Below are 24,308 nucleotides of genomic sequence, written 5' to 3'. Positions count from 1 at the left end.
GATTAGCTTCTTTTTTATGTTTTATTTCCACCAATCATCAAACATTGACGCTGGTACTTGTCTTTTATGCTCACTCACTGTGTAACGTTTTTCAATTTTCTCTGCAACGTCAGCTGGAACTGCTTTACCTTCTAAATAATCATCTAATTGATCATAAGTAATACCTAACTCTGTTTCGTCAGCTTGACCTGGTTTTTCATCTAATAAATCAGCTGTTGGCATTTTTAAGTAAAGTCGCTCGTCTGCACCTAACTCTTGTAATAATGCACGTCCTTGGCGCTTCGTTAATCCCGTTAATGGTAATAAATCTGCACCACCATCTCCGAATTTTGTAAAGAACCCTGTTACAGCTTCTGCAGCGTGATCTGTTCCGATAACAAGTAGCCCTTTTTGTCCACCAATTGCATATTGAGTAACCATACGGATACGTGCTTTCACGTTACCTTTATTGAAATCTGTTAATGATTCACCCAATAAGTTTTCATATTGATTTGAAAAAGCATCAACAGTTAAAGCAATATCAAATGCAACAGATTGATCTGCTTGAATGAATTGTAATGCTAATTGTGCATCATCTTCATCTTTTTGTACTTTATAAGGAAGACGTACGGCGATAAACGTTACATTACCACCTTCGTTACGAATTTCTTCAACTGCAAGTTGTGCTAAGCGTCCTGCTAAAGTAGAGTCTTGGCCGCCGCTAATACCAAGTACAAATCCTTTTGCGCCTGTTTTTTTTACATAATCTTTTAAGAAATCAACTCGTTTACGAATTTCAACTTTTGGATCAATTACAGGCTGAACATGTAATGCTTTCATAATCTGTTCTTGTAATGTCATTATGTTTTCCTCCTATTCATATTAAAGCGGTAAATAAGTTTATATGTATAATGGCACATACTTCTATCCTTTATTATTTCGCAAAACTAACGAATATACAATAGGATGTGTGTATGAATATGAATGTAGTCATTATAAATAAAGTACTACGTATAAGCAATTTTTTTAAACCTTTCAAAACTGTAAGGTTTTTGTCATTTGAATCGATGGAAGGTATTTCCGTACTTTACTAATATAAAAACATAGTTAGTAGAAAGAAGGGCGGAGAAGTAATATGAACATTAGAGAACTCGCATATCGGAATGTAACGCGAAATAGACGGACATACTCAGCCTATTTTTTGAGTAGTGCATTTGCTATTATGGCCTTTTTTGTGTATTCATTTTTTGCGTTTCATCCGGCATTAAGTGCAGGAGAATTGGGTCAGTACGTATTCGTAAGTATGTCTTTTGCACAGTCTATTATTTACTTATTTACATTCTTCTTTATTTTATATTCGATGGGAATGTTTTTAAAAACGAGAAAGCGTGAGCTAGGAATTTTAATGATGCTAGGTATGACGAAATATCAATTAAAGCGTCTTATCTTTTTTGAAAATATTATGATTGGAATAGGGGCAATTATTTTTGGTATTCTTTCAGGTATGTTATTTTCAGGGGTATTACTATTTGTCGCCCCGATGATATTAAAACTAGATATATCCTTATCCTATTACATACCGATGAAAGCAATTGTTGTAACAAGTATTATGTTTTTCATATTATTTATGATCATATCATTGTTTAGTGCAGGAATGATTCGTAAAAATAAAATTATGAAGTTGTTTAGAGGGTCAGCAGAGGCAAAACCGGAACCGAAAGCATCAATCATTTCTTCAATATTAGCAGTAGTATTGCTTAGTGCTGGCTATGTAGGAGCTCTTCTATCGCATGGCGCAATGGTATTTATTATGATGATTCCTGTTACAACGGTAGTTATTATTGGGACGTATTTGTTGTACAAGCAGCTGAGTGTCTTTATTATTCGATTATGTAAAAAAAGTAAACGTTTCTATTGGACACAGACTAATATTATTACGTTATCAGATTTAGCGTATCGCATGAGAGATAACGCAAGAATGTTCTTTATTGTAACCATTATTTCTACTGTAGCATTTTCCGCAATAGGGACATTAGTCGGCTTCGCATCCATGACGAAAGGGATAATGGAGAGACCAATTGCGTTTCATTACCATTCTAAGCAAGGGAATAGTAACGAATCACAACATATACAAATGATTGACAAAGGATTAAAGAAACATAATATAGCAGCTTCAAAAACTAATATTTCGACAAAGAAAACGGAGGAACAGTCGTTAAGAAGCGCCACTTTTATAAAAGAATCAGATTATAAGGAATATGCAAAGTTAACAGGAGAACCATTTAATACTGTAGCCAATAAAGAGATTGTATTTTTGTCAGCTGATATACCAGGGCCAGCGATGAAAGAAAGAAAAGAAATTACTTTACCCAATATGAATGAAAGTTTAAAGGTGAAAAAAGTTACTTCATCTTCATTGGGGAAAATATTAAGAGGAAATGTTTATGTAATCTCTAATAATCAATATGATTCATTACAAGATGGATTTATAGAGACAAAAGATTATATGTATAAAACTGAAAGAACGAAAGATGAGATTGAAATTGGTAAAGAGCTTACTCATCAAATTAAACCGTATCAAGAACAGTCAACGTTTAGTGCGGAAGAGTACGAACAAAACCAAAGTTTACAAATTGCAGGACCGATTTTATTTGTAGGTTTCTTTATTGGTATAGTATTTTTCGTTTGCGCAGGAAGTTTCCGTTACTTCCGTTTATTCTCCGATTTGGAGGATGATGTTCGCTTGTTCGAAATGATTCGAAAAGTTGGATTGACGAGTGGGGAATTATCGAAGGTAGTTACAATTCGATTGGCGCTTTTATTCTTCGTTCCAATTGGTGTTGCAACATTACATGGGGCAGTAGCCTTAACTGCGTTAGGGCAAATGTTTGAGTACTCATTGTTTAAAGAAAATACAGTTGTATTAAGTATTTTCATAGGTATTCAAATTGTATACTTCTTACTTATAAGATCCCGTTATGTAAAACAATTGAAAGAGAGATTACGTATGCATTAAATGTGTTTTTTTAACTCGAGTACAAAATTTTCTAAAAAGAGGCAAGTATTGCCAAAAAGTGATAAAATGGAAAAAGCGAGGTGGAAAAATTAATATAGAGTAAGGGGGGAGAAATATGAAAGCAACAGGAGTTATTCGAAAAGTAGACGAATTAGGACGAATTGTTATCCCTAAAGAATTACGCGATGTATTGGGAATACAAATCAAATCACCGCTTGAAATTTTTGTAGAAGCAGATAAAATCATTTTACAAAAATATCAACCTTACAATGCTTGCCAAATCACAGGTGATGTTTCAGAACAGAACATATCATTAGCAAATGGAAATATTACTGTTGGGATAGAGGGAGCGGAATATTTAGTAAAAGAAATAGAAAAGTTTTTAAACAAGAGTGAGGTTTAGTCTTAATTTATATTATTTTTCAAATTACATATCATTCTTTTAAAAGACTGTAAGAGGACCATTAATTGGTTCTCTTATTTTGGTTAGTAGTTGAACGACATGGGGTGTTACTTCCTACAAATCATAGGGAAAATAAAAAAGTAGTATAAAGTTAGTAAATGATGTTGAGAAATATTTGAAAAGAAGGAAAACAAAAAGAATAAAACGAATGTTACATTTACACGTATTCAAAAGTGGTCTGAAATGAAAATAATACATTTTCAGGAGGGATTACGATGAGTAGTACAGTGAATAAACAAAAAGGTATACAATTGATTCCGTTTACCGTAAATAAGGTGGTAGAACAAGTAAATGAAATTCCACCAGGTGTACAAATGATTCACGCTCCGCAAGTATGGGAAAAGAGTGTGAAGGGGCAAGATGTAGTCGTTGCCGTATTAGATACAGGGTGTGATACTAATCATATAGATTTAAAAGATCGTATTATCGACGGAAGAAATTTCACAAAAGATTATGAAGCTGATCCAAATGTGTATCTTGATAATAACGGACATGGTACTCATGTAGCGGGGACGATTGCCGCGACTGAAAATGGTGTCGGTGTATTAGGAGTTGCACCACTTGCTAAAATGTTAGTATTAAAAGTTTTAGCGGGAGATGGTTCTGGAAGTTATGAGCAAATTATTGAGGCAATTCATTATGCTGTAAATTGGAGAGGGCCGAATCAAGAGAAAGTGAGAATTATTTCAATGTCACTTGGTGGTCCGCAAGATGTTCCAGAATTACATGAAGCAATTCAAAATGCGGTAAAGCAGGATGTTCTCGTTGTATGTGCTGCTGGAAATAATGGAGATTGCGATGATGAAACAGAGGAATTAGATTTCCCAGGTGCTTACTCTGAGGTAATTGAAGTTGGTGCTGTTAATTTAGAGCGGAAGATTGCATGTTTTAGTAATTCAAATCAAGAAATTGATCTAGTAGCGCCAGGTGATGAAATATTATCTACGTATCCAGATGGGAAATATGCTGTGTTAAGTGGAACTTCCATGGCGACGCCGCATATTGCTGGGGCGCTCGCCTTGCTCATTAAACAGTGTGAGAAAGAATACGGTCGAAAGTTATCAGAGCCGGAAGTATATGCACAACTTATTAAAAGAACTGTACCTTTAGGGTACGAACGTACATCTGAAGGGAATGGATTAATAGATTTATTAAAAGAATAGCCATATTAAAAAACATCTCATATTCATATGAGATGTTTTTTAATATGGCTCTGTCGCATGTAATACAACTTGTAACAAACCTGGGAATCTAGCATTTAAATCTTCTTCACGAATTGAAATGAAACGTTGTGTTCCTTCAAGGCGTGTGTACATAACACCTGACTCACAATGAATAGAGTACTAGCTGTATTTTTCACGATAATGTTTATGATCGGTACAGACACTTTCTTAATTTCACCACTGTTGCCGACATTACAACAGGTGTATCATGTTTCAACCGAGTTGTCAGGATGGATGGTGAGTTCGTATGCTTTAGGGTATGCTGGATTTGCGCTTATTGCTGGTCCTATATCAGATGGATTAAACAGAAAAAAAGTGATGGTACTAGGTATGAGTTTTTTTGCAATAAGTACGTTTTTGTGTGGAATTGCACCGAGTTTTTGATGGATGCTAACATTTAGATTTTTAGCAGGTGTAAGTGCAGCTTTTGTATCTCCACAAGTGTGGGCATCCATTCCGCTCCTTATAGAGAAAAAGCAAATTGTGAAAGCAATTGGGGTTGCAACAGCAGGGTTATCAATCTCTCAAATTTTAGGGCTGCCACTGGGAGCTTATTTAGCAACGATACATTATACAATCCCATTCTATTTCATTGGTATATTATCAGCACTACTTGTTATTCTTATTTATGTTGTATTACCAGAAATACAGTCGGTTCATATAGGTGGAAATAAAAAAGTGATTTTACAGCGTTATAAACAATTACTTACAGATTCAAAGGTTTCACTTTCTTATTTTGCATACTTTGTTTTTCAAACCGGAAATTTTGCTGCATTTTCATTTTTTGGTGTATGGCTTTCCATTCAATTTGGCTTACAGGTTCATGAAGTAGGTACGGCTATGCTTGTACTAGGATTAGGAAATTTAGCTGGTAATATTTTTGGCCCTAGACTTGTAAATAAAATTGGATACAATCTTTCTTTCTATGGTGGAATTGTATTTACGGCAGTGTTATATGTAATACTTCCCTATTTAAAGAATCTTATTTTTGTTGAATTCTTTTTCTTTGTTTTATTTTTTGTGACAGGAATTTTGTTTGTATTAATGATGGGACATTTACAAAACATGTCTACTATAGCAAGGGGAACAGGTGCTGCCCTTGCTAACGCCTCGATGTACATTGGCCAAATGATTGGTGCGGTAATAGAAGGAATGTTATTTGCAACATCTCACAATTTTATACTAGTAGGTAGCTTTACAGCGTTATTATATGTTGTAGCTTTATTTCTGTTTAGAAAAGGTGAAAACATTAGTAAAGATAATGAAAAAGGAATTGCATCATAAAGTTTTAGTAAATCAAAAAACAATTTTTTAGGATAAGTTAAAAAGGTGCTTTTTGATTGCATAGTTGCTGTATTTTTAATAATTCGTCGTTGAGCTGTATGATTGAAAAGGATTTGTAATAAAATTATGGGGAAATAAAAAACCCCTATATAGATAGGGGTTTATATATCGGCATATAGCTCCTCGGAAAAGGATATACCTAGTTTAACATATAGGAGTACTTATAATTGTGAAATAGATGTGAAAGTAATGTGAAAAATGTTGTAATAAAAAGCACTGTTTTAGCTAATGTAGCTAAAACAGTGCTTTTCTCTTTGATTGAACAGTTGCAGCATTTTCATCATGTATACCTGCATCTTTAATAATTCGTTGTTTTGCTTTATTTAATAGATGGTTTACTGCTTCACCAAAATAGTTAGCTTCGCTTTTTGTGCGGGCTTCTCGTAAACATTTATAGTTTTCTAGCAGTTCCTCTTTTTCGGAGTTTGTTAAGAAATCTTCTATTTTCTTTTTTGTCATACGAAACACCCTTTCTCCTGACAAACGACGCAATAGAAAATATTTATTTCTCATTATAACAATAATTTTAAAAGAAAGTATACACTAACGTCGCAATAATTTGTCAATTTCTTGAATCTTCTCATCAGCTTTCCCAATTTGCGTATTTTTAGCCTGTTCGCCACCAAGAGCTTGATGTAGTAAGAAAGTTTGACCGGAAATAGCAGTTACAATGGATACTTTTATAATTTCTTTTATTGCGGTGACATCGAATAAAACGAGTCCAAGAAGTGCAGCTAGGCTACCGGTAAAAACATCAGTTAAAAATCCAAAGTGAAAAAAAGTTTTCAAACGGCGTGGAAGCAATAACTTACCTTGGTTATTGATTAGATGGGAAACGAAGCCAGTAATGCCACCAACGAGAACAGCGGTTAGCCATTGATACATTTCCATCGAATCCACTCCTTTTAGTGAATAAGATTCGATTATTTTATATTGATTCCTTTTAATATTTCATATAAGCATATTGAGAAAGTTTGTTTGGGTATATTTTGTATTCAATTTAATTATAACAGAAAATTTCGATAGATTTCAGTCTATTATATGAATCATTTTTACAATAATATGAATGCAGAAAGGGGTGCGTCATATGAATATAGATTATCGAATAAGAAGTGTAGATGGTTATACAAAAAAAATAGGGGAATTAGTAAGCATGCTTGAGCATACGAGAGCTGTAACATTAGGCGAAGTAAAAAATTTATCAGTTGAGCAATTAGATTTAATTATGCAGAGCAGCGGAAATTCAATTGGCGCCTTATTAAAGCATATAGCAGCTATTGAAAAAGTTCATCAGCTTATTTCATTTCAAGATCGTGACTTTACAAAAGAAGAATTAGAAATATGGGAAGATGCATTGTATTTAGGGGAAGCAGGTAGAGCGATCTGTGGTCATGAAATACAGTATTATGTACAACTTCTACAAAGTGTTCGAGAAGAATCTCTGAAGTATTTAAGTGAACAAGGTAATGAGTGGCTCATGTCAGAAAGAAAGTGGCCTAACGGTGTAGTATATAACCAGCACTATCTTTGGTTTCATGTGCTAGAAGATGAAATTAGTCACCGAGGACAAATTAGAATGCTCAAAAACAAGTTATTTGAAAATTACGTTAAATGATGTAGCTTTTTATAGGAGAATTCCATATAATGAGAGTAATAAAAATAAGAACGGGGTGATGTATTATGGCGAAAATAACTTATATGAATAATAAACCAAATACAAAGGTGGATGGAAAGGGCGAAACGATATAAGTGAGCGCACTATCCTTCCACTTAGCTTAAACTAGGGAGGATATCAATTTGAATCAAAATATTTTAGAATCGTATGGCTGGGATTCTTTTTTTGAGGAACAAGCTGTAGAGAACTTTGAAGTAGGGCGTATTTTACTTGAGCATAAGCATATATATCGAATTATTTGTAATGATGGTGAATATATGGCAGAACTGTCTGGAAAGTTTCGGCATGAAGCAGTAACGAAGGGAGATTATCCAGCTGTTGGTGATTGGGTGTATATAAAGAAAATAGAGAATGAAAAGAAAGCTATTATTCATCGTGTTTTTCCGAGAAGAAGCTCTTTTTCTAGACAAGAAGCTGGTACTCGAACGGAAGAACAAGTAATAGCAGCAAATGTAGATTATTTATTTTTAGTGAATGCACTTAATCATGATTTTAATGTTAGAAGGATGGAACGTTATTTATTATTAGCGTATGAAAGTGGCGCTATGCCAGTTATTGTTTTAACAAAGAGTAGTATATGTAATGATGTAGAACAGAAAATTGTAGAAACGGAAGCTATAGCAATTGGTGTTCCTATTTTCGTTGTTGATAGTTTAGAGCATACAGGTATTGATTCGTTGAAACAATTCGTTTCTTCAGGGAAAACAATTGCTTTAGTTGGGTCATCAGGGGTAGGAAAGTCAACTTTGTTAAATGCGCTAATAGGAATTGAGGTAGCAAAAACGGGAGATATACGTGAAGAGGATAGTAGGGGGAGGCATACGACAACGCATCGAGAGTTATTTCAATTGCCAAGTGGCGCTCTCGTAATTGATACTCCCGGCATGAGAGAATTGCAACTTTGGGAAGGAAGCGAAGCGATTCAAACAACATTCTCTGATATTGAAAAACTTGCGACAACATGCCGTTTTCGTGATTGTAAGCATGAGGATGAACCAGGATGCGCGGTGCATAGTGCAATTGATAACGGACTTATTACGATAGATCGTTTGAAAAGCTATAAAAAATTACAAAGAGAACTGGCGTATTTTATGAGAAAACAAGATGTAATCCTTGCCAGAGCAGAGCGTGATAAGTGGAAAAAGCTTTCTAAACAACATAAAAAAATGTAAAAACCAAAGGGTGCCCCTTTGGTTTTTTCTATTTGTAAATTTTATAATAATATTATTCGTATATATAGACAAAGGGAAATTAATTGTTTAAACTTTACAAAGTATTCATCATAATAGGTTATGAAAATAATAATTAGGGATTGGGAAATATTCATAATTAACTCAATTTAACTTTTAAATTTGAAAATTAGGAGGTTCATAATGGATAAACTATTAAATTTGTTTCGTGATATGAAAGTAGCAAAAAAGCTATTAATTTCATTCTTTGTAATTTTAATTGCGGCTGTGTCTATTATCGGAGGCATGTCTTATCAAACAGCCAAAAAGAATTTTGAATCGCAAATTAAGAGTAGTGCCAACGACAATATAAAAATACTGGATAATTTAATCAATCAAATGATTGATGCAAAATTTAATGATGTAAATAATTTTGCACGGGTGATTCAGGGGAATATGTATCAAGGAGATAATCAGGATGAATTAAGAAAAATGTTATCTCAATATATAAATTTGAATAAAGATGTTGAACAAGTATATGTTGCCGGAAATGATAAAAAATTTGTACAAGAACCAAATATACAAATGGCAGCAGACTATGATCCAACAGAGCGTTCTTGGCATAAAGATGCAGTTGCAAAACAAGGTGGTATTGTTGTTACTGAGCCATATAAGGCAAAAGGAAATGGACATATTGTCGTAACAATCGCAAAACAAACAGAAGATAAAAATGGGGTTGTTGCGCTAGATTTAAGTTTAGATAATTTATTAAAAACATCAAAGTTAATTAATATTGGTAAAAAAGGATATGCCTTCATTTTAGATGGAAAGCAAAAAATAATTGCTCATCCACAAGAAAAATCAGGGGAAAAAGCGGCTGATTCTTGGGCAAAGAAAATTTATGAAGATAATCACGGTGCTTTTTCATATTCTTATGGCGGTAGTGAAAAGAATATGGTATTTGCTACAAATGTAAAAACAGGTTGGAAAATTGGTGGGACTATGTACTCAAGTGAAGTAATTGAAGCTGCTCAACCTGTATTTTATAATATGTTAATTGTTATGCTTATCTCATTAGTAATAGGTGGAGCACTTATTTATTTTGTAACACTTTCAATTACGAAGCCTTTAAAGAGATTAGTTGTTACCTCTAAAGAAATAAGTGAAGGGGATTTAACGCAAACAATTGAAATTCATTCTAATGATGAAATCGGCCAACTTGCTAAAGGATTTAATGAGATGACGAATTCGTTACGGACGTTAATCGGAAGAATTAACGATTCAGCTGGGCATGTTGCAGCGGCATCAGAAGAGCTAACTGCAAGTGTAAGGCAAGCAAGTGAAGCGACTGAGCAAATCACAATCGCAATGGATGAAATATCAAGTGGGGCAACGACGCAAACAACAAGCGTAGAAAATGGCGCTATGTTACTGTTTGATGTAACGGAAGGAATTCAGCATGTAGCAAATAGTTCATCATCTATTAATACGGCTTCTGCACATGCTCGTGAAAAAGCAGAAGATGGTGGGAAACTAGTAGGAAGAACAGTAAACCAGATGCAGTCTATTGCAGAATCTGTGTCACAATCAGATGCAGTTATACAATTACTAAATAATAAATCAAAACAAATTGGTGATATTTTAGAAGTAATTCAAAATATTGCAGATCAAACAAACCTTCTAGCTTTAAATGCGGCGATTGAAGCGGCAAGAGCCGGTGAGCATGGAAGAGGTTTCGCAATTGTTGCAGATGAAGTGCGTAAATTGGCAGAGCAGTCTAGCGTATCTTCTAGTGAAATTAGTAAATTAATATGTGAAATACAAGATGATATGGGTAAGACAGTCAAATCTATGAATCATGTAAATGAGGAAGTTCAATCTGGACTTGTTATCGCAAATGAAACGAAGCAAAACTTTGCTGAAATTTTACAATCTACAAATGAAATAGCTAATCAAATTAAGACGATGGTTGAAACGGCTAATGGAATGTCAAAAGGGGCAAATGAAGTATCTATTTCGGTAGGACAAATTGCAATGACAGCGCAAAATAATGCGACAAGCACACAAAACGTTGCGGCTTCAGCTGAAGAACAGCTAGCTTCGATGGAGGAAATTGGATCCGCAGCGGGCACGCTATCTCAAATGGCTGAAGAGTTACAAGGACTAATTGACAGATTTAAAGTTTAATAGAGAACAGACTATCCCCTAGTAGCATTATGCCACTAGAGGGTAGTCTGTTTTATTGTGTAAAATCAAATAGGGATGTAGACTTTCTTTATGACGTTTAAAATGGCATTTTACATAATGTTTGTCGAAAAATAGAGGTATTTGTTAGCTTTGTGTATAATTATTAACGTATAGAATACAAATAAAAGGAGAGTATTATGGGAGTGTATTGGGGGACAAAAAGACATTCTTGGCTTAGTTACGTCTCATTTTGGCTAAGTATTTCATTTTTTATTGTTTTTCTAATTGAAGTGTTTATATTAAAAACACTTTCGAATAGCTCGGTACAAATTGTTAAATATTTTTATTTTATACTTGTACCAGTAAATATTTTTCTTAGTTTAAAGTTACTATTTAAGAAGAATGAAAAGAAAGCGTTACCTATTTTTAGTTTCATTGTCTCATTATTATTTGCAATTTTAATAATCGTATTAGTTTTAGCAGCTATAGGGAAGTTCTTTTAAGGGGAGTGGTATAAGTCACTCTCCTTTTTTATTTGTGGTAGTCTTATTATATGTAAAAGTATGAATGCTGTGAGCTAATAAAAGCGGAGAGTAGACAATATTTGCATGGATTAAAGCCTGTCGTTATTTAAACTTGTAAGAGTGTATGGAGTAATGAGGTAATATACATAATAATGGAGATAGAATTAGTTATTTTATAAGTATCTATGAAGCAAATGAATACGGTAAGAACGGTGATATATGGTACAATAGCTATGGATAGTGATAGAGATAAAGGGTATATAAAATACTCATCGTTTTTTAGTAAGAGAGGGGTTATCTTATGCTATACGAGGATTTGGAGACATTATTTCAAACAGCTCCGAAAGAAGATAGAGGCGGATGGAAATATATAATCCAAGAACAAAATGATACATATAAAATTGTTGATGAAATACTGAAAAATCAAATGAGTGTCGAATTGTATTTTAATGAATACGATGAGGTGAAAATCACTTTATATAAAGATGGAATTCCCATTACGACTATACAAAGAATTGTGATTTCAAAAGTTGAATTAGACGAAGATGAAGAAGGTATTCAATTTGTTTTAGAGCGCATGCCTAGTCGAATGATCCGGTTGCAGTTAAAGCCGTATTTAGCATTAGAAATGGGACCGTACTGGGAAGTATGTGATGATTGTGAATGAACATAAAAAAGCATCCAATAACATGGATGCTTTTTTATGTTTTTTGAAGTTGTTTAAACGCAATGATTGGAAGTATAACAATACTTACCCATCCGATGATAGGATATAGAATATGAAGTAAGTCACTGTAACCGATGTAACTAAAGCAATAACTAATTAGTAAAATGAAGAAAATAATATTGTGATTTTTCCACCCAGTAATAGATTGCATCTGTTTTGTCATTCCGAACACATTACCAACTAAAGTTGTGAAAACTTCACCGAAAATAATGAGAACGAAGAAGAAGTGAAAAGTTGCATTAAATCTTCTTATGACTTCAGCCATTGGGATGTTATATTGATAAAATTGATCGACTGATAAGATTGCTAAATGGCTGCATAATAAAATTAAAGAAAGTCCAGCACCACCTAAAATCCCACCCAAAAAAATGGCTTTTCGATCCTTTACTTCACTGGCTAATGGGACGAGAACACTTTGGGCGAGAGAAAGATTTAAGGCGACATATGTAATAGGGCTAGTAATCCATTTCATATTCCAACTCTCTGCAGGAATAGTGTTATTAATGGAAGGTGTACCGTGAAAAAAGGTTGTAATAGCAAGTCCGATAATAAAAATCATCATAATAGGTACGACAAGTGTATTTACTTCAAAAACACCTTGTAATCCGCGGCTACTTATAATGAGACAAGCGATAACTGTAATGAGAATACCGAGTTGTCTTGGTAAGCGAAGTTGCTCTTCAAATACTGCACCAGCCCCTGATAACATAACGCTCGTTACGCCGAATAAAACGAGTAATAATAATGTGTTTACAACATTCCCAAATACATCCCCAAATAAATATTTGTTAAATTCTTGCGCTGAAAATGCCCCGATTTGTGATGAAAGTAACATCATCTTTGTGCCGAGCCAAATAAAAAAAAATCCACTTACACATATGCCAATTGTCCCGTATAATCCATTCACTGTGAAAAATTCAACAATTTCTCGTCCAGTAGCAAATCCAGCTCCAACGACAGTTCCGATATAAGTAGCAGCTACTTTCTTTGCTACTTGCCATTGTTGATTGTCCATGTTATCCCTCTTTCTACTATGATGAGCTTGATGTACTATTATGCATATGTATGAGCTTGGACAATTAGACGTATGAAGTGTTTGAAAAAATACATGAATTAAATGATATTAGGGAAGTATTAAAGGTGTTAAAACTTTGTTACATATAAGCCGATTGTTCGAAAGGAAAGGGAATGTATGGTAAAATGTAATTAGGTTATTAAAAGATAAACATTACAAAATGATAAGAGGAGTGGATTGTATGAGTACGAAAACAAATGTTGTTGAAGTATTAAACAAGCAGGTAGCAAACTGGAATGTGTTATATGTGAAATTACATAATTATCACTGGTATGTGACAGGGCCACACTTCTTTACATTACATGAGAAATTTGAAGAGTTTTATAATGAAGCTGGAACGTATATTGATGAGTTAGCAGAACGTATTTTAGCTTTAGAAGGTAAACCATTAGCGACAATGAAAGAATATCTCGCAACATCTAGTGTCAGCGAAGGGACAAGCAAAGAATCTGCAGAAGAAATGGTGCAAACATTAGTGAATGATTATTCTGCACTTATTCAAGAATTAAAAGAAGGTATGGAAGTTGCGGGCGAAGCTGGCGATGAAACATCAGCTGACATGCTGTTAGCAATTCATACAACATTAGAACAACATGTATGGATGCTAAGTGCATTCTTAAAATAACGATAAAAAATATAAAGAAACCCATTGAAAAATTATTTCAATGGGTTTTTTTATGATTTTTCAGTTTTCTTTTATGCTATAATATAGTAAAAAGGAGGCGATGCGATGTTTCGCTTTTTCAGAACTGGAAAAGAAGAGCGGGAAATTACGAAAGATGAATTAGAACAAGCGATGGCTCAGTTTTTAGAAACGAATGCTAATATCGTTTATACAGTATTAGTAAATGAAGATTATACAGTAAATTATGATTTGTTAAAACCGTATTTACCTGCATTTCCAACAAATGATTTTCTCATAACGAAGGAAACGCTTGAGGTATTTGAACATACAGCAGAAAATTTAAACCTAGTGAAAGAAATTGATGTCGTACAAAAAGCAGTAGATCAATACGTAACAGAAAAAGAAATGTTCCCAATTGTTGAAGGTAGCGAAGATCGCCTCATATGCGGAATGAAACTAGGACCTTACTTAAATCGTAGCTTAAAAAGAGACTTATATATTTCAGAAAAACATTATTTAGTTTCAAGTAAACCAGATAGAAAAAAACAAAAGAGCGGGTAGACGTAATGAAAACAACAATACATATATTGTTGTCTTTTTTTTGTTTGTTAAAATATTGACTTTTCAGTTTATTAATATTTATATTAAATGTATTGGACAGAGAAGGATAACTATTAAGTATCATTCGGAGAATAAGATATTGCTAGGGCGAGTTATATAAAATCTTCACAAAGTGGTATAAAGATTCGCAAAATAAATATTATAAAAAGTTTCGGGGGAATTGGTACATGAAAAATAGTATGACTTACATTCAATTATTAAATGAAACGTTACGTTGTTATGCAAATAAAGGAAGTTTTGAAGCGTACAATTATATAATGGAAAACGCTACAGGTGTAATAGGGAATGAGGCGCAAATATATAATTTTAAGTATGCGCTCGCAAGTGCATCAGGACTTGAAAAAGAAGCATTACATTTAATGAGGAAGGCCATTATAGAAAAGGGATTCTGGTATGGAAATGAATATTTAATTTCCGACGAAGATTTAAAATCACTACATAAATTTAAAGAATTTCATACAATGGTGCAATTATGTAAAGAAAGAGAAGAATTAGCACATAAAAAGGAAAGACCAGATGTGAAATATATATACAGCAAGAAAGAGGGGAAACTACTACTTACATTACATGGTGACCAAGAAAATATTCAAATAGTAGAGCCATATTGGAAATCAGTTTTGGCACAAGATTACACGTTAGCTTTACCACAGTCTTCACAAATTCAGTTTTCAGATGGATTTGTTTGGGATGATATAGAGAGAGGGAAAGAAGAATTAAAAGAGCATTACAATAAGTTTATAGAAAATCATACAGTAGAAAATGTGATAATTGGTGGTTTTTCTGCAGGGGCAAGAGTAGCTTTATATACGATTTTACAAAAAGATATAGATGTAGATGGTTTTATTTTTATGGCACCATGGCTTCCTGAGATTGAAGAATGGGATGAGTTGCTAAGAGTGCTGCAGGATAAACATATAAAAGGATATATAATATGCGGGAATCAAGATGAAGATTGTTTCGAATCCACGCAGCAATTTGTACGATTATTAAGAGATAAGAATATAGAACATAAGTATAAAGTTGTGCCTAACTTAGATCATGATTATCCTATTAACTTTGATGAGCTATTAAAAGAAGCTATTGAATATATAGGAAATAAAAACAATAAGTAGTAAGAAAAAGAGATGCATCATATGTGATGCATCTCTTTTTAGAGTTATAAATTAAAAGTATTTGCTAGTAAGCGATAAGACTTTAATTTATGTTCAAATTGATGGGTAATCGTGACAATCATAAATTCGTCAGTATTGTATGCTTTGCTTAAGTTTATTATTTTTTCTTTTACAGAAGACGGATCACCAACAATCATACGTTGACGATTTTCTTTTATACGGAATAAATCATAAGCACTGTATGAATAATTTTGAGCAGTTTCAATAGAAGGTGTACCAGTAGTTCGTTTTCCTTGCTCTAATAATAAGATTGATAAATCTAAACTAGAAGCAATTTTTTCCGCTTCTTCATTTGTTTCTCCGCATATAACAAAGATGGCAACGATTGAATTAGGCTTATCTCCTAAAAATGAAGGCTGAAATTGTTCTTGGTAAGCCCTCATAACTTCAGGGCCTCCGAAGCCATTAATAAATTGTGCAAATGCGAAAGAAGCTCCGTTGTTTGCAGCAATTTTAGCGCTCTCTCCGCTAGAACCGAGCATCCACATTTCAGGAGATGTTGGGATAACTGGAGTAGCTTTTAAGTTTGCATAGTGATGGTTTTCTGGTATTTGATCATGTAAGTACATTGCAACGTCTGCAATTTGTTCTGGATATTGATCAAGTGAGACCATTTTCCCTTCTTGAAGTGCGCGAGTTGCTATTGGCATACCACCAGGAGCTCTACCAACACCGAGATCGATGCGGTTCGGATACAGTGCTTCTAGAACACGGAAATTCTCAGCAACTTTATATGGGCTATAATGTGGTAACATAACACCACCTGAACCGACTCTAATACGGTCCGTTTTTGCTGCAATATGAGAAATAAGTATTTCTGGACTTGAACCAGCTAAGCTTACGGAATTATGATGTTCGGATACCCAAAAACGTGTGAATCCGAGTTTTTCAACTTCTTGTGCAAGCGTAACTGTATGTGAAAAAGCTTGGGCTGCTGTGCTACCATCTGAAATAGGTGATTGGTCTAATACACTTAACTTGATCATAGAATATACCTCTCAATCTTAATGTACATCCTATTATATATTTACTTATGAAAAATGCGTAGTGAAATGCTCAAAATGAAAAGCGGATAATCCTATTTCCGCTTTTAACGAGAAAATCCGCGTTCATAATGATTCATTTCGACCAGATTTAAAATATATTCATAGTTGTCAATTTCACATTTTAGCTGTTCACGTTCTTTTTCAGATAGTGTTATATTGCTAAGTTTTTTACATAAGTTTTGTTTCTTTAATTCTAAATGCTTTTTTGTAGCGTGGTAATCATAAGTATGTTTCATTTTTTAGTCACTCCTTCGTTGCGGTTGCTATATTATACGAAGCATAAAGAAATATGAAATCTGTCTCTTATGTACTTTTAGTGAATATTCAAATTGCAATGGTGTTATGTTTATGGAGATTTATGAATAAAATGCACTAAACCACTAACGTCCATTTGATGAAGTAAGGGGTGGAATTGTGCAGAAAGATATAATGTATAACACTGAAATGGATGAAGCGTTAAAAGTTATAGATAAAGGATTGAAGAAGACGATAAATCCAAAACAAATTATTGTAGTGGGAGCTGGTATGGCTGGATTAGTTTCAGCATCTTTATTAAAGGCTGCAGGACATGATGTGAAAATTTTTGAAGCAAACAATCGGGTAGGTGGCCGTATAGAAACGGTTAGAATGGAAGATACCGGATTATATTTAGATGTCGGAGCAATGAGAATTCCGTATTCGCATACATTAACGATGGCTTATATAAGAAAATTTGGGCTACAGGTGAGTCCATTTATTAATAGAAATGAGACGGATATTATATACGTAAATGGACGAAAAACGACGTTGAAACAATATGAAAAGGATCCAAGTATTTTAAGGTATCCTGTGGAAATGAATGAAGTGGGAAAAACGTCTGAAGAACTATTGTTATTAGCAGTACAGCCGATAATAAATTTTATTAAAAGAAATCCAGAGAAAAATTGGGATGTTGTAGTGAAGGACTTTGGGAGATATTCCACAGGACAATTTTTGAAGTATCACCCTTATCAGTATAATACTTACTTTTCGCCAGTAACAATTGAGATGATTGGTGTTCTATTAGATTTAGAAGGTTTTTTGGAACGATCGTTTGTAGAGACTTTACGCTTTCTATACATTATGCAAGAGGAGAGCGGATTTTGTGAAATTGTGGGCGGGAACGATAGATTGCCAAAGTCATTTTTACCGCAATTAGAAGAGAATATTATATATAATCAAAAATTAATGAAGCTACATCAACACGATAATGGTGTGACAGCTTTCTATCGGAACGAGGAAACTTTTGAATATAGTAGTATTACAGGAGATTTAGTTATTGTTACCATTCCGTTTTCGACAATGCGTTTTGTAGAAGTAGATCCGTTTGATTCTATATCTCATGAAAAATGGAAAGCAATTCGTGAATTACATTATATGCCTGCGACGAAAATAGGAATTCAATTTAAAAGCCGATTTTGGGAAGAACAAGGACAATTAGGTGGCAGAATTATAACAGATTTGCCAATTCGTTATGCCTATTATCCAAGTTATGGAATTGGTGAGAAAGGACCGGCTATGATGTTAGGTAGCTATACATGGTCTTATGACGCATTGTTATGGGATGGTTTATCAAAAGGTGATCGTATTTATTACGCATTACACAACTTAGCAACAATATTAGGTGGTCAAGTGTATGATGAGTTCATATCTGGAATATCAAAAAGCTGGACATTGGATCCGTATGCGCTTGGAGGATTTGCACTTTTTCAAGCAGGTCAAGAATCTGAGCTGCAACCAGCGATTGTCAAACCAGAGGGGAGAATATTCTTCGCTGGAGATCATACAACGCTATATCACGGATGGATTCAAGGTGCGATTGAATCTGGAATTCGTGTAGCGGCGGAAGTGAATGAGTAAAAGGTTTTCAATTCAGAAAATTCTTTACTATATAACTTGAGATGGATATTATTATATATAAAAGAATTATGGGGAGTGTTTACAGTGAATCCGTTATTATTCGATTTTCCTTCTGAATTTTATACTGACAGGCTTTTTATTCGAATGCCGAAACCAGGAGATGGTAAAGTTGTATATGATGCAATTCAGGCTTCAATACAAGAACTAAAACCTTGGATGGTGTTTGCACAAAAAGAGCAAACAGAGCAAGAAATAGAAGAAAGTATTAGAAAATCACATATTCAATTTTTGCAACGTGAGGATTTAAGATTACTAGTATTTTCGAAAGAAACAGGTGAATTTATTGCTTCAGCCGGATTACATCGTATTAATTGGGATATACCTCAATTTGAAATCGGATATTGGATTGATACAAGGTTTAGCGGAAAAGGCTATATGGTAGAGGCTGCGAAAGGTATAACGGATTACGCTTTTTCTGAATTGAAAGCAAACCGTGTAGAAATTCGTTGTGATTCTTTAAATAAGAAGAGTAGAGCGATACCTGAGAAATTAGGCTTTAAGTTAGAAGGTACGTTAGAAAGTGCGAGTGTTACGGTAGATGGAAACGGATTAAGGGATATGTGTGTATTTGCCATGACTAGAAATACATATGAAAAAGAAGAGCTGTAAGAAAACAGCTCTTCTTTTTATGCATTATGGTACAGGATGCCCATTAGAGCTTTCGAAAATTGTAAACCATTGTTGACGGTCTAAGTTAACGTTTGTAGCAAGAGCAGCCGTTTTTACGCGATCTAATTTACCAGAGCCAACGATTGGCATCATATTAGCTGGATGAGCAAGTAACCAAGCATACATAACCGTATCGATACTAGAAACACCTAACTCAGTAGCAACTTTTTGCATAGTTTCACGTACACGTACGGCGCGTTCTGATTGACCAGTAAAGATTTCCCCACCAGCAAGAGGTGACCAAATCATTGGATTGATTCGTTTTTCTTGGCATAAATCAATTGTCCCTTTTTCAAAATGCTCAAGCTGCAATGCAGAAACTTCAATCTGGTTCGTAATAAGCGGGAAATCTAAGTACGAACTTAACATATTAAATTGTGAAGGTAAGAAGTTAGATACACCGAAGTGACGAACTTTTCCTTCTTGTTTTAATTGTGAAAATGCTTTTGCCACTTCATTTGGATCCATAAAAGGATCGGGACGATGAATAAGTAATACGTCAATATAATTTGTATGTAAATTTTTAAGTGATGCTTCTACACTTTGCATAATATGCTCTGCACTAGTATTGTAGTGAGCAACATATCGCTCTGGAAATTTCGGTGATGGGGGAGCGATTCCACACTTTGTAATAATTTGCATGTTTTCTCGTAAGGAAGGCTTTAATTGTAAAGCTTCGCCAAATAACCCTTCACACGTATATCCGCCGTAAATATCAGCGTGATCAAAAGTAGTAATTCCCATATCCATACAATCTTCAATGAAAGAAAGTAATTCTTGTTTCGTCATATTCCATTCTGCTAAACGCCAAAATCCTTGAATAATACGAGAAAATTCTAGCGTTTCAGCCATTTGAACTCGCTCCATTATAAGTACCCCCTTGATGAATAATAATGTTTTGAAAAGGCTTTCTTACTACATGTTATTATATAGTTAATTAGGTGTACAGACAATAAATATGTTTTGCTACAAAAATGATTTTCTCTATATGCTATAATGTAGAAACATATAGCTATAAGGAGAGGTACGAAATGATTCCAGTAACAATATTAACTGGTTTTCTTGGATCAGGGAAAACGACTTTATTAAATCGTATTTTATCAGAAAATCACGGTAAGAAATTAGCGGTGATTGTAAATGAAATAGGGCAAATTGGCATTGATAATCAGTTGATTATGAATGTAGAAGAAGAAATTATGGAAATGACAAATGGCTGTTTATGCTGTACTGTACGTGAAGATTTACTTGTTGCTTTAAAACAGTTACTGGACGTAAAAGCAGAAGGGAAAATGGATTTTGATGGTTTAGTAATTGAAACGACTGGACTTGCAAATCCAGGGCCGATTATTCAAACATTCTTTTTAGATCCAGTCATTCAATCTGCATACCAAATTAACGGTGTTGTAACGGTGGTAGATAGTTATCATATACATAAACATTTTGAAAAAGGATTAGAGGCAAAAGAGCAAATTGCGTTTGCGGATGTCGTTTTAGTAAATAAATTAGATTTAATTGAAGAGAGTGAGAAAGAAAATCTCTTGCATGAAATTCAAGGAATTAACCCGACTGCAAAGTTAATTGAGGCGACTAACTGTGAGGTAGATATACCATCTTTATTACAAATCCAAACGTTTAAAACGAAAGATACGTTGCAAATTTACCCTCATAAAGAACATAATCACTTAGAAGGTGTGAAATCATTTGTATTACGTGAAGAACGTCCGCTGGATTTACAAAAGCTTAATGAGTGGATGTCAGCTGTCGTTCAAGAGCTAGGGGAATATTTATATCGTTACAAAGGAATTTTATCGATAGACGGAGTAGATAAACGTATCGTTTTCCAAGGTGTACATACGTTATTTGCCGCTTCGTACGATAGAGAGTGGCAAGAGGGCGAAGAGCGAGTAAGTGAAGTAGTTTTCATCGGAAGAGATATTAATAAAGAGTGGTTCCAAGAACATTTTGAAGAGTGTGTGAAATAAGTCTGCGTAAATTGCAGGCTTATTTTTATGAGCATTCTATTAGATTGCAAAACAGAATTAAATAAGGGAAAGAAATTAAAAATTGATAAATGTATAATAAAAAGCCTGTTTTCACAGGCTTGTATTTTCGTCTATTAGTAACTCCATTACAACACCTACAACTGGACCTTCATCATCAATATCACCATTTAAGCGGAAACCAAATGATTCATACAGTCCCATTGCAAGTTTGTTGTCTGGATGTAAACTTAAGTAAATTATTTTGCATTCAAATTTTTCTTGTAAGAATTGAATGAGTAAGCGAAGGAAACGTTTTGCGTATCCTTTTCCTTGATATTGTTGGTCAATCATAAAGCGATCGAGCCATACACTTTTATGTTTTACTGAATACCATCCATACATTGCATAACCTACAAGTGTTTCTCCATCATATAAACCTACTGACATTCCGTTTCCTTCATATAATGATTCTGCTAAAGAAAACGCGTTACTTTCAATAAATTGTTGCTGATCTTTTGCGACGTCTAAAGCAACTACTGAACGCCAATTTTTTGCTGTTACTTCACAAATGTGAAGATTCATAATTCCAACTCACCTTCTAAATTAATATAGCTTTAAAGCTAATATGGATAATTTTACTTGTTATTTTGGTCAAGTCAAGGATAAATACATAAAAAGGCAGCTGAATACTAGATTCAGCTGCCTAGAAAATATAATGGATTAGTTTGTTGCTTCTTTCAATGTGTTTACGTTTTCTTCCATTAAAGTGAAGTAATCTTTATTATTTTTTGCATCATCTTCAGAAACAGTAGCTAAGTGATTTAAGCGTAAAACTGTTGTACCAGTTTCTTTTTGAATAACAGATGCTACTTTTGGAGTAGAGAAAGTTTCGAATAAAATATATTTTAGATTATGTTCTTTTACTGTTTTTGTAATGTCAGCAAGCTGTTTTTGAGATGGTTCATCAGAAGCTGAAATTCCAGCGATAGGAATTTGTTTTAGGCCGTATCGTTGTTCCCAGTAACCATAGGCAGCATGAGAAACTAAAATTTCTTTCGTTTTTGCGTTCGCTACAGCTGCCTTAAATTGATCGTCTAAATCAGTAAATTTAGTTTGAAGTGCTGCAAAGTTTTTTTCGAATTCTTTTTTATGTTCAGGTTGTAATTCTACAAGTGCATTTTTAATTTTTTCTGCCTGTTTCATTGCTAGAGTAGGATCTAACCAAACATGTGGGTCTTTATCGTGATGATGTTCATCTTCTTTATGGCCATCTCCATGATCATGATGCTCTTCTTCAGTAGAAGCACGAAGCTCAATACCTTTAGATGCATTTACAATTTTAACATTTTCTTTTTGTAATGTTTTTTCCATTTTTTCAGCAAATGGTTCTAATTCAGCGCCGTTATAAACGAATAAATTGGCTTTTGCAACTTGTACTGTTTGTTTTTGACTTGGTTCAAATGTATGTGAATCTGCACCAGGTGGGTAAATTGCTTCAACATTTACATAGTCGCCACCGATTTTCTTTGCGAAATCAGCAAGTGGGAAAATCGTTGTATAAACTGTTAGCTTTCCATCTTTCTTGGCATTACTTTCTTTTTTATTTGAGCAGCCAGCGAAAATTAAGGTAAAAATAAGTAAGAATGAAAATATAGTCAATCTTTTAGGCATGAAGTTCTCCTCTTTTCTTTTTTACGGATATATTTTCCCCAATTATAGAAGAAAAATATCATTTTAATACAAAACGGAATAATTACGTTTTAGTTTGCGAACTTAGTATAATACATCTTTAATAAAGTTGCAATAAATAATAATCATTCCGATTTGTTTTTGTTATAAAGTTGTCAAATATAGGTGTATTATTTTTGCAAATGCATGCATATGTGACAACGCTGTTTTCATATATTGAAAAGGAGGTAAAGAGGGGGATGAGCGCTTGGGTTACTTAATGGAAGCTATTTTATTAATATTAGCGGTAGTATTGCCATTATCTTTCGTATTAATTTTTTTAAGAAGATTAATAAGTAATTTAGGGGACGCTACAACAATAACGAAATTACAAGAGAGAGATGAGAAAAAAGAGTGAGTAAAACACTATGCGTACGCATAGTGTTTTACTTGTGGTAAAATAAGAGCAGGAAACTCCTAAAGGTTGTATTTTACTGAAGGAGAGAAAAGTAAAATAAGAGGTATATGCATATATGAATAAGCGAACAGCGTTAATACTTGGTGCAAGTGGTTTAGTTGGACAAGAGATAACGCGTCTATTACTTGAATCAGATTACTACGATTCGGTTACTATTTTTGTAAGAGAGCCAATGCAATTGCAACATGAGAAGTTACAGCAGAAACAAGTTGATTTTTCGGTATTAGAGGAATATAAAGAGTTCTTTGCTGTGGATGATGTTTTTAGTTGCTTAGGAACAACAATAAAAAAAGCAAAAACAAAAGCAAATTTTAAAAAAGTAGATTATGAATATACGTTACGAGCTGCTTGTTTAGCTGAAAAACAAGGGGTGCAAAATTTCCTTGTTGTGTCTTCTATGGGAGCGAATCCTAAATCATTTTTCTTTTATTCACAAGTGAAAGGAAAAATGGAAGAAGAATTGCAAAAGTTAGTGATCGGTGGTATTCACATTTTTAGACCATCATTATTAGTAGGAAACCGACAAGAATTTCGTTTCGGCGAACGAATGGCTGAAAAGTTATCTCGTATTATTCCTTTTATTTTTAAAGGGGCTTTCAAAAAGTATAAACCAATTTCAGCTAAAGATGTGGCGAAAGGTATGTATATAACCGCGCTGCGAGAAGAATCGGGTATCTATACTTATAATTCAAATGAAATTACAACGATAGAATAAATAAAACCGAGA

At 33.9% G+C, this 24,308-nt stretch carries 25 protein-coding genes and 2 pseudogenes; 17 read left to right on the top strand and 10 right to left on the bottom strand.

The genetic code is table 11. The features are described 5' to 3' along the window. Positions 1 to 21: 21 nt before the first annotated feature. Complete coding sequence (nadE, locus tag AC1Q8L_RS02600) at positions 22 to 840, bottom strand: NAD(+) synthase (RefSeq protein ID WP_000174903.1); 819 nt, start codon at positions 838 to 840, stop codon at positions 22 to 24. 274 nt (positions 841 to 1,114) lie between these two features. On the opposite strand from nadE, the gene AC1Q8L_RS02595 reads away from it, so the two are divergent. From AC1Q8L_RS02595 to AC1Q8L_RS02585, 3 genes are all read left to right on the top strand, one after another. After that, entirely contained in the window at positions 1,115 to 2,995 is a 1,881-nt protein-coding gene (locus AC1Q8L_RS02595; RefSeq protein WP_492339399.1) for an FtsX-like permease family protein, read from the top strand. A gap of 115 nt (positions 2,996 to 3,110) precedes the next feature. Further along, entirely contained in the window at positions 3,111 to 3,398 is a 288-nt protein-coding gene (locus AC1Q8L_RS02590) for an AbrB/MazE/SpoVT family DNA-binding domain-containing protein (protein ID WP_000648324.1), read from the top strand. Positions 3,399 to 3,673: 275 nt separating this feature from the next. Then, positions 3,674 to 4,621 (top strand): S8 family peptidase, encoded by a 948-nt coding sequence (locus AC1Q8L_RS02585; RefSeq protein WP_000099763.1) that lies wholly within the window; start codon positions 3,674 to 3,676, stop codon positions 4,619 to 4,621. Between the two features lie 39 nt (positions 4,622 to 4,660). On the opposite strand, the pseudogene AC1Q8L_RS02580 reads toward AC1Q8L_RS02585, so the two are convergent. Next, positions 4,661 to 4,786: pseudogene (locus AC1Q8L_RS02580) on the bottom strand (transcriptional regulator); the annotation flags it as partial. 3 nt (positions 4,787 to 4,789) lie between these two features. Here AC1Q8L_RS02580 and AC1Q8L_RS02575 point away from each other — a divergent pair. Continuing rightward, a pseudogene (locus AC1Q8L_RS02575) lies at positions 4,790 to 5,965 on the top strand (MFS transporter). Positions 5,966 to 6,259: 294 nt separating this feature from the next. Here the strand turns inward: AC1Q8L_RS02575 and AC1Q8L_RS02570 are convergent. After that, positions 6,260 to 6,484 (bottom strand): hypothetical protein, encoded by a 225-nt coding sequence (locus AC1Q8L_RS02570; protein ID WP_000162602.1) that lies wholly within the window; start codon positions 6,482 to 6,484, stop codon positions 6,260 to 6,262. Between the two features lie 84 nt (positions 6,485 to 6,568). Then, a complete protein-coding gene (locus tag AC1Q8L_RS02565) occupies positions 6,569 to 6,916 on the bottom strand; it encodes a DUF4257 domain-containing protein (protein ID WP_000426321.1) in 348 nt (115 codons plus the stop codon). Positions 6,917 to 7,112: 196 nt separating this feature from the next. On the opposite strand from AC1Q8L_RS02565, the gene AC1Q8L_RS02560 reads away from it, so the two are divergent. The 5 genes from AC1Q8L_RS02560 (at position 7,113) to AC1Q8L_RS02540 (ending at position 12,247) form a co-directional block, all read left to right on the top strand. Next, positions 7,113 to 7,640, top strand: coding sequence for a DinB family protein (locus tag AC1Q8L_RS02560; protein WP_001018102.1), 528 nt, complete (start codon positions 7,113 to 7,115; stop codon positions 7,638 to 7,640). A 182-nt stretch (positions 7,641 to 7,822) separates the two neighbouring features. Then, on the top strand, positions 7,823 to 8,872 hold the full coding sequence (gene rsgA, locus AC1Q8L_RS02555; protein ID WP_001073089.1) for a ribosome small subunit-dependent GTPase A: 1,050 nt from the start codon (positions 7,823 to 7,825) through the stop codon (positions 8,870 to 8,872). Between the two features lie 201 nt (positions 8,873 to 9,073). Continuing rightward, positions 9,074 to 11,056, top strand: coding sequence for a HAMP domain-containing methyl-accepting chemotaxis protein (locus tag AC1Q8L_RS02550; protein WP_000359515.1), 1,983 nt, complete (start codon positions 9,074 to 9,076; stop codon positions 11,054 to 11,056). A 197-nt stretch (positions 11,057 to 11,253) separates the two neighbouring features. Then, complete coding sequence (locus AC1Q8L_RS02545) at positions 11,254 to 11,559, top strand: hypothetical protein (protein ID WP_000539571.1); 306 nt, start codon at positions 11,254 to 11,256, stop codon at positions 11,557 to 11,559. Positions 11,560 to 11,881: 322 nt separating this feature from the next. Continuing rightward, positions 11,882 to 12,247 (top strand): DUF3979 family protein, encoded by a 366-nt coding sequence (locus AC1Q8L_RS02540; protein ID WP_000965063.1) that lies wholly within the window; start codon positions 11,882 to 11,884, stop codon positions 12,245 to 12,247. A gap of 34 nt (positions 12,248 to 12,281) precedes the next feature. Here AC1Q8L_RS02540 and AC1Q8L_RS02535 read toward each other — a convergent pair whose 3' ends face one another. Then, complete coding sequence (locus AC1Q8L_RS02535; RefSeq protein WP_097912479.1) at positions 12,282 to 13,322, bottom strand: YkvI family membrane protein; 1,041 nt, start codon at positions 13,320 to 13,322, stop codon at positions 12,282 to 12,284. A gap of 241 nt (positions 13,323 to 13,563) precedes the next feature. Between AC1Q8L_RS02535 and AC1Q8L_RS02530 the strand changes: the two genes are divergently transcribed. The 3 genes from AC1Q8L_RS02530 to AC1Q8L_RS02520 all read left to right on the top strand — a co-directional run bounded on the left by AC1Q8L_RS02530 (position 13,564) and on the right by AC1Q8L_RS02520 (position 15,740). Then, positions 13,564 to 14,007 carry a Dps family protein gene (locus tag AC1Q8L_RS02530; protein WP_000105199.1) on the top strand — a complete coding sequence of 148 codons (444 nt, stop codon included), beginning with the start codon at positions 13,564 to 13,566 and terminating at the stop codon, positions 14,005 to 14,007. Positions 14,008 to 14,112: 105 nt separating this feature from the next. Beyond that, positions 14,113 to 14,568 carry a DUF3939 domain-containing protein gene (locus AC1Q8L_RS02525; protein WP_000488209.1) on the top strand — a complete coding sequence of 152 codons (456 nt, stop codon included), beginning with the start codon at positions 14,113 to 14,115 and terminating at the stop codon, positions 14,566 to 14,568. 227 nt (positions 14,569 to 14,795) lie between these two features. After that, entirely contained in the window at positions 14,796 to 15,740 is a 945-nt protein-coding gene (locus AC1Q8L_RS02520; RefSeq protein WP_098311651.1) for an alpha/beta hydrolase, read from the top strand. A 44-nt stretch (positions 15,741 to 15,784) separates the two neighbouring features. On the opposite strand, the gene AC1Q8L_RS02515 is transcribed toward AC1Q8L_RS02520, so the two are convergent. Together AC1Q8L_RS02515 and AC1Q8L_RS02510 are read right to left on the bottom strand one after the other, a co-directional pair. Further along, complete coding sequence (locus tag AC1Q8L_RS02515) at positions 15,785 to 16,786, bottom strand: LLM class flavin-dependent oxidoreductase (RefSeq protein ID WP_098311652.1); 1,002 nt, start codon at positions 16,784 to 16,786, stop codon at positions 15,785 to 15,787. A gap of 104 nt (positions 16,787 to 16,890) precedes the next feature. Next, positions 16,891 to 17,082, bottom strand: coding sequence for a DUF3896 domain-containing protein (locus AC1Q8L_RS02510; protein WP_000683362.1), 192 nt, complete (start codon positions 17,080 to 17,082; stop codon positions 16,891 to 16,893). A gap of 178 nt (positions 17,083 to 17,260) precedes the next feature. Between AC1Q8L_RS02510 and AC1Q8L_RS02505 the strand changes: the two genes are divergently transcribed. Continuing rightward, positions 17,261 to 18,724, top strand: coding sequence for a flavin monoamine oxidase family protein (locus AC1Q8L_RS02505; protein WP_001168111.1), 1,464 nt, complete (start codon positions 17,261 to 17,263; stop codon positions 18,722 to 18,724). Between the two features lie 84 nt (positions 18,725 to 18,808). Beyond that, positions 18,809 to 19,393 carry a GNAT family N-acetyltransferase gene (locus AC1Q8L_RS02500; protein WP_001068747.1) on the top strand — a complete coding sequence of 195 codons (585 nt, stop codon included), beginning with the start codon at positions 18,809 to 18,811 and terminating at the stop codon, positions 19,391 to 19,393. Between the two features lie 24 nt (positions 19,394 to 19,417). On the opposite strand, the gene AC1Q8L_RS02495 is transcribed toward AC1Q8L_RS02500, so the two are convergent. Continuing rightward, a complete protein-coding gene (locus tag AC1Q8L_RS02495; RefSeq protein ID WP_000442793.1) occupies positions 19,418 to 20,320 on the bottom strand; it encodes an aldo/keto reductase in 903 nt (300 codons plus the stop codon). 164 nt (positions 20,321 to 20,484) lie between these two features. Here AC1Q8L_RS02495 and AC1Q8L_RS02490 point away from each other — a divergent pair, with 164 nt between their 5' ends. Then, positions 20,485 to 21,435: a CobW family GTP-binding protein gene (locus AC1Q8L_RS02490; RefSeq protein ID WP_000613426.1), complete on the top strand. Its 951-nt coding sequence runs from the start codon at positions 20,485 to 20,487 to the stop codon at positions 21,433 to 21,435. A gap of 111 nt (positions 21,436 to 21,546) precedes the next feature. Here AC1Q8L_RS02490 and AC1Q8L_RS02485 read toward each other — a convergent pair whose 3' ends face one another. Further along, positions 21,547 to 22,017 (bottom strand): GNAT family N-acetyltransferase, encoded by a 471-nt coding sequence (locus AC1Q8L_RS02485; RefSeq protein ID WP_001048674.1) that lies wholly within the window; start codon positions 22,015 to 22,017, stop codon positions 21,547 to 21,549. 138 nt (positions 22,018 to 22,155) lie between these two features. Further along, on the bottom strand, positions 22,156 to 23,106 hold the full coding sequence (locus tag AC1Q8L_RS02480) for a metal ABC transporter substrate-binding protein (protein ID WP_001126155.1): 951 nt from the start codon (positions 23,104 to 23,106) through the stop codon (positions 22,156 to 22,158). A gap of 265 nt (positions 23,107 to 23,371) precedes the next feature. Between AC1Q8L_RS02480 and AC1Q8L_RS02475 the strand changes: the two genes are divergently transcribed. Together AC1Q8L_RS02475 and AC1Q8L_RS02470 are read left to right on the top strand one after the other, a co-directional pair. Continuing rightward, on the top strand, positions 23,372 to 23,521 hold the full coding sequence (locus tag AC1Q8L_RS02475) for a hypothetical protein (protein WP_000540932.1): 150 nt from the start codon (positions 23,372 to 23,374) through the stop codon (positions 23,519 to 23,521). A gap of 115 nt (positions 23,522 to 23,636) precedes the next feature. After that, positions 23,637 to 24,296, top strand: a complete 660-nt coding sequence (locus AC1Q8L_RS02470) for an oxidoreductase (protein WP_001042737.1) — start codon at positions 23,637 to 23,639, stop codon at positions 24,294 to 24,296. The last annotated feature ends 12 nt before the right edge of the window (positions 24,297 to 24,308 follow it).

This window comes from Bacillus sp. GW823-FHT06A11, from assembly GCF_058795355.1.
The sequence above is the reverse complement of the archived record's forward strand: the minus strand, read 5'-3'. Positions and strand labels throughout refer to the sequence as shown.

Coding starts and splice junctions, on each gene's coding strand:
- nadE (WP_000174903.1), bottom strand. CDS start 840: ATGACATTACAAGAACAGATTATGAAAGCATTACATGTTCAGCCTGTA.
- AC1Q8L_RS02595 (WP_492339399.1), top strand. CDS start 1,115: ATGAACATTAGAGAACTCGCATATCGGAATGTAACGCGAAATAGACGG.
- AC1Q8L_RS02590 (WP_000648324.1), top strand. CDS start 3,111: ATGAAAGCAACAGGAGTTATTCGAAAAGTAGACGAATTAGGACGAATT.
- AC1Q8L_RS02585 (WP_000099763.1), top strand. CDS start 3,674: ATGAGTAGTACAGTGAATAAACAAAAAGGTATACAATTGATTCCGTTT.
- AC1Q8L_RS02570 (WP_000162602.1), bottom strand. CDS start 6,484: ATGACAAAAAAGAAAATAGAAGATTTCTTAACAAACTCCGAAAAAGAG.
- AC1Q8L_RS02565 (WP_000426321.1), bottom strand. CDS start 6,916: ATGGAAATGTATCAATGGCTAACCGCTGTTCTCGTTGGTGGCATTACT.
- AC1Q8L_RS02560 (WP_001018102.1), top strand. CDS start 7,113: ATGAATATAGATTATCGAATAAGAAGTGTAGATGGTTATACAAAAAAA.
- AC1Q8L_RS02550 (WP_000359515.1), top strand. CDS start 9,074: ATGGATAAACTATTAAATTTGTTTCGTGATATGAAAGTAGCAAAAAAG.
- AC1Q8L_RS02545 (WP_000539571.1), top strand. CDS start 11,254: ATGGGAGTGTATTGGGGGACAAAAAGACATTCTTGGCTTAGTTACGTC.
- AC1Q8L_RS02540 (WP_000965063.1), top strand. CDS start 11,882: ATGCTATACGAGGATTTGGAGACATTATTTCAAACAGCTCCGAAAGAA.
- AC1Q8L_RS02535 (WP_097912479.1), bottom strand. CDS start 13,322: ATGGACAATCAACAATGGCAAGTAGCAAAGAAAGTAGCTGCTACTTAT.
- AC1Q8L_RS02530 (WP_000105199.1), top strand. CDS start 13,564: ATGAGTACGAAAACAAATGTTGTTGAAGTATTAAACAAGCAGGTAGCA.
- AC1Q8L_RS02525 (WP_000488209.1), top strand. CDS start 14,113: ATGTTTCGCTTTTTCAGAACTGGAAAAGAAGAGCGGGAAATTACGAAA.
- AC1Q8L_RS02520 (WP_098311651.1), top strand. CDS start 14,796: ATGAAAAATAGTATGACTTACATTCAATTATTAAATGAAACGTTACGT.
- AC1Q8L_RS02515 (WP_098311652.1), bottom strand. CDS start 16,786: ATGATCAAGTTAAGTGTATTAGACCAATCACCTATTTCAGATGGTAGC.
- AC1Q8L_RS02510 (WP_000683362.1), bottom strand. CDS start 17,082: ATGAAACATACTTATGATTACCACGCTACAAAAAAGCATTTAGAATTA.
- AC1Q8L_RS02495 (WP_000442793.1), bottom strand. CDS start 20,320: ATGGAGCGAGTTCAAATGGCTGAAACGCTAGAATTTTCTCGTATTATT.
- AC1Q8L_RS02490 (WP_000613426.1), top strand. CDS start 20,485: ATGATTCCAGTAACAATATTAACTGGTTTTCTTGGATCAGGGAAAACG.
- AC1Q8L_RS02485 (WP_001048674.1), bottom strand. CDS start 22,017: ATGAATCTTCACATTTGTGAAGTAACAGCAAAAAATTGGCGTTCAGTA.
- AC1Q8L_RS02480 (WP_001126155.1), bottom strand. CDS start 23,106: ATGCCTAAAAGATTGACTATATTTTCATTCTTACTTATTTTTACCTTA.
- AC1Q8L_RS02470 (WP_001042737.1), top strand. CDS start 23,637: ATGAATAAGCGAACAGCGTTAATACTTGGTGCAAGTGGTTTAGTTGGA.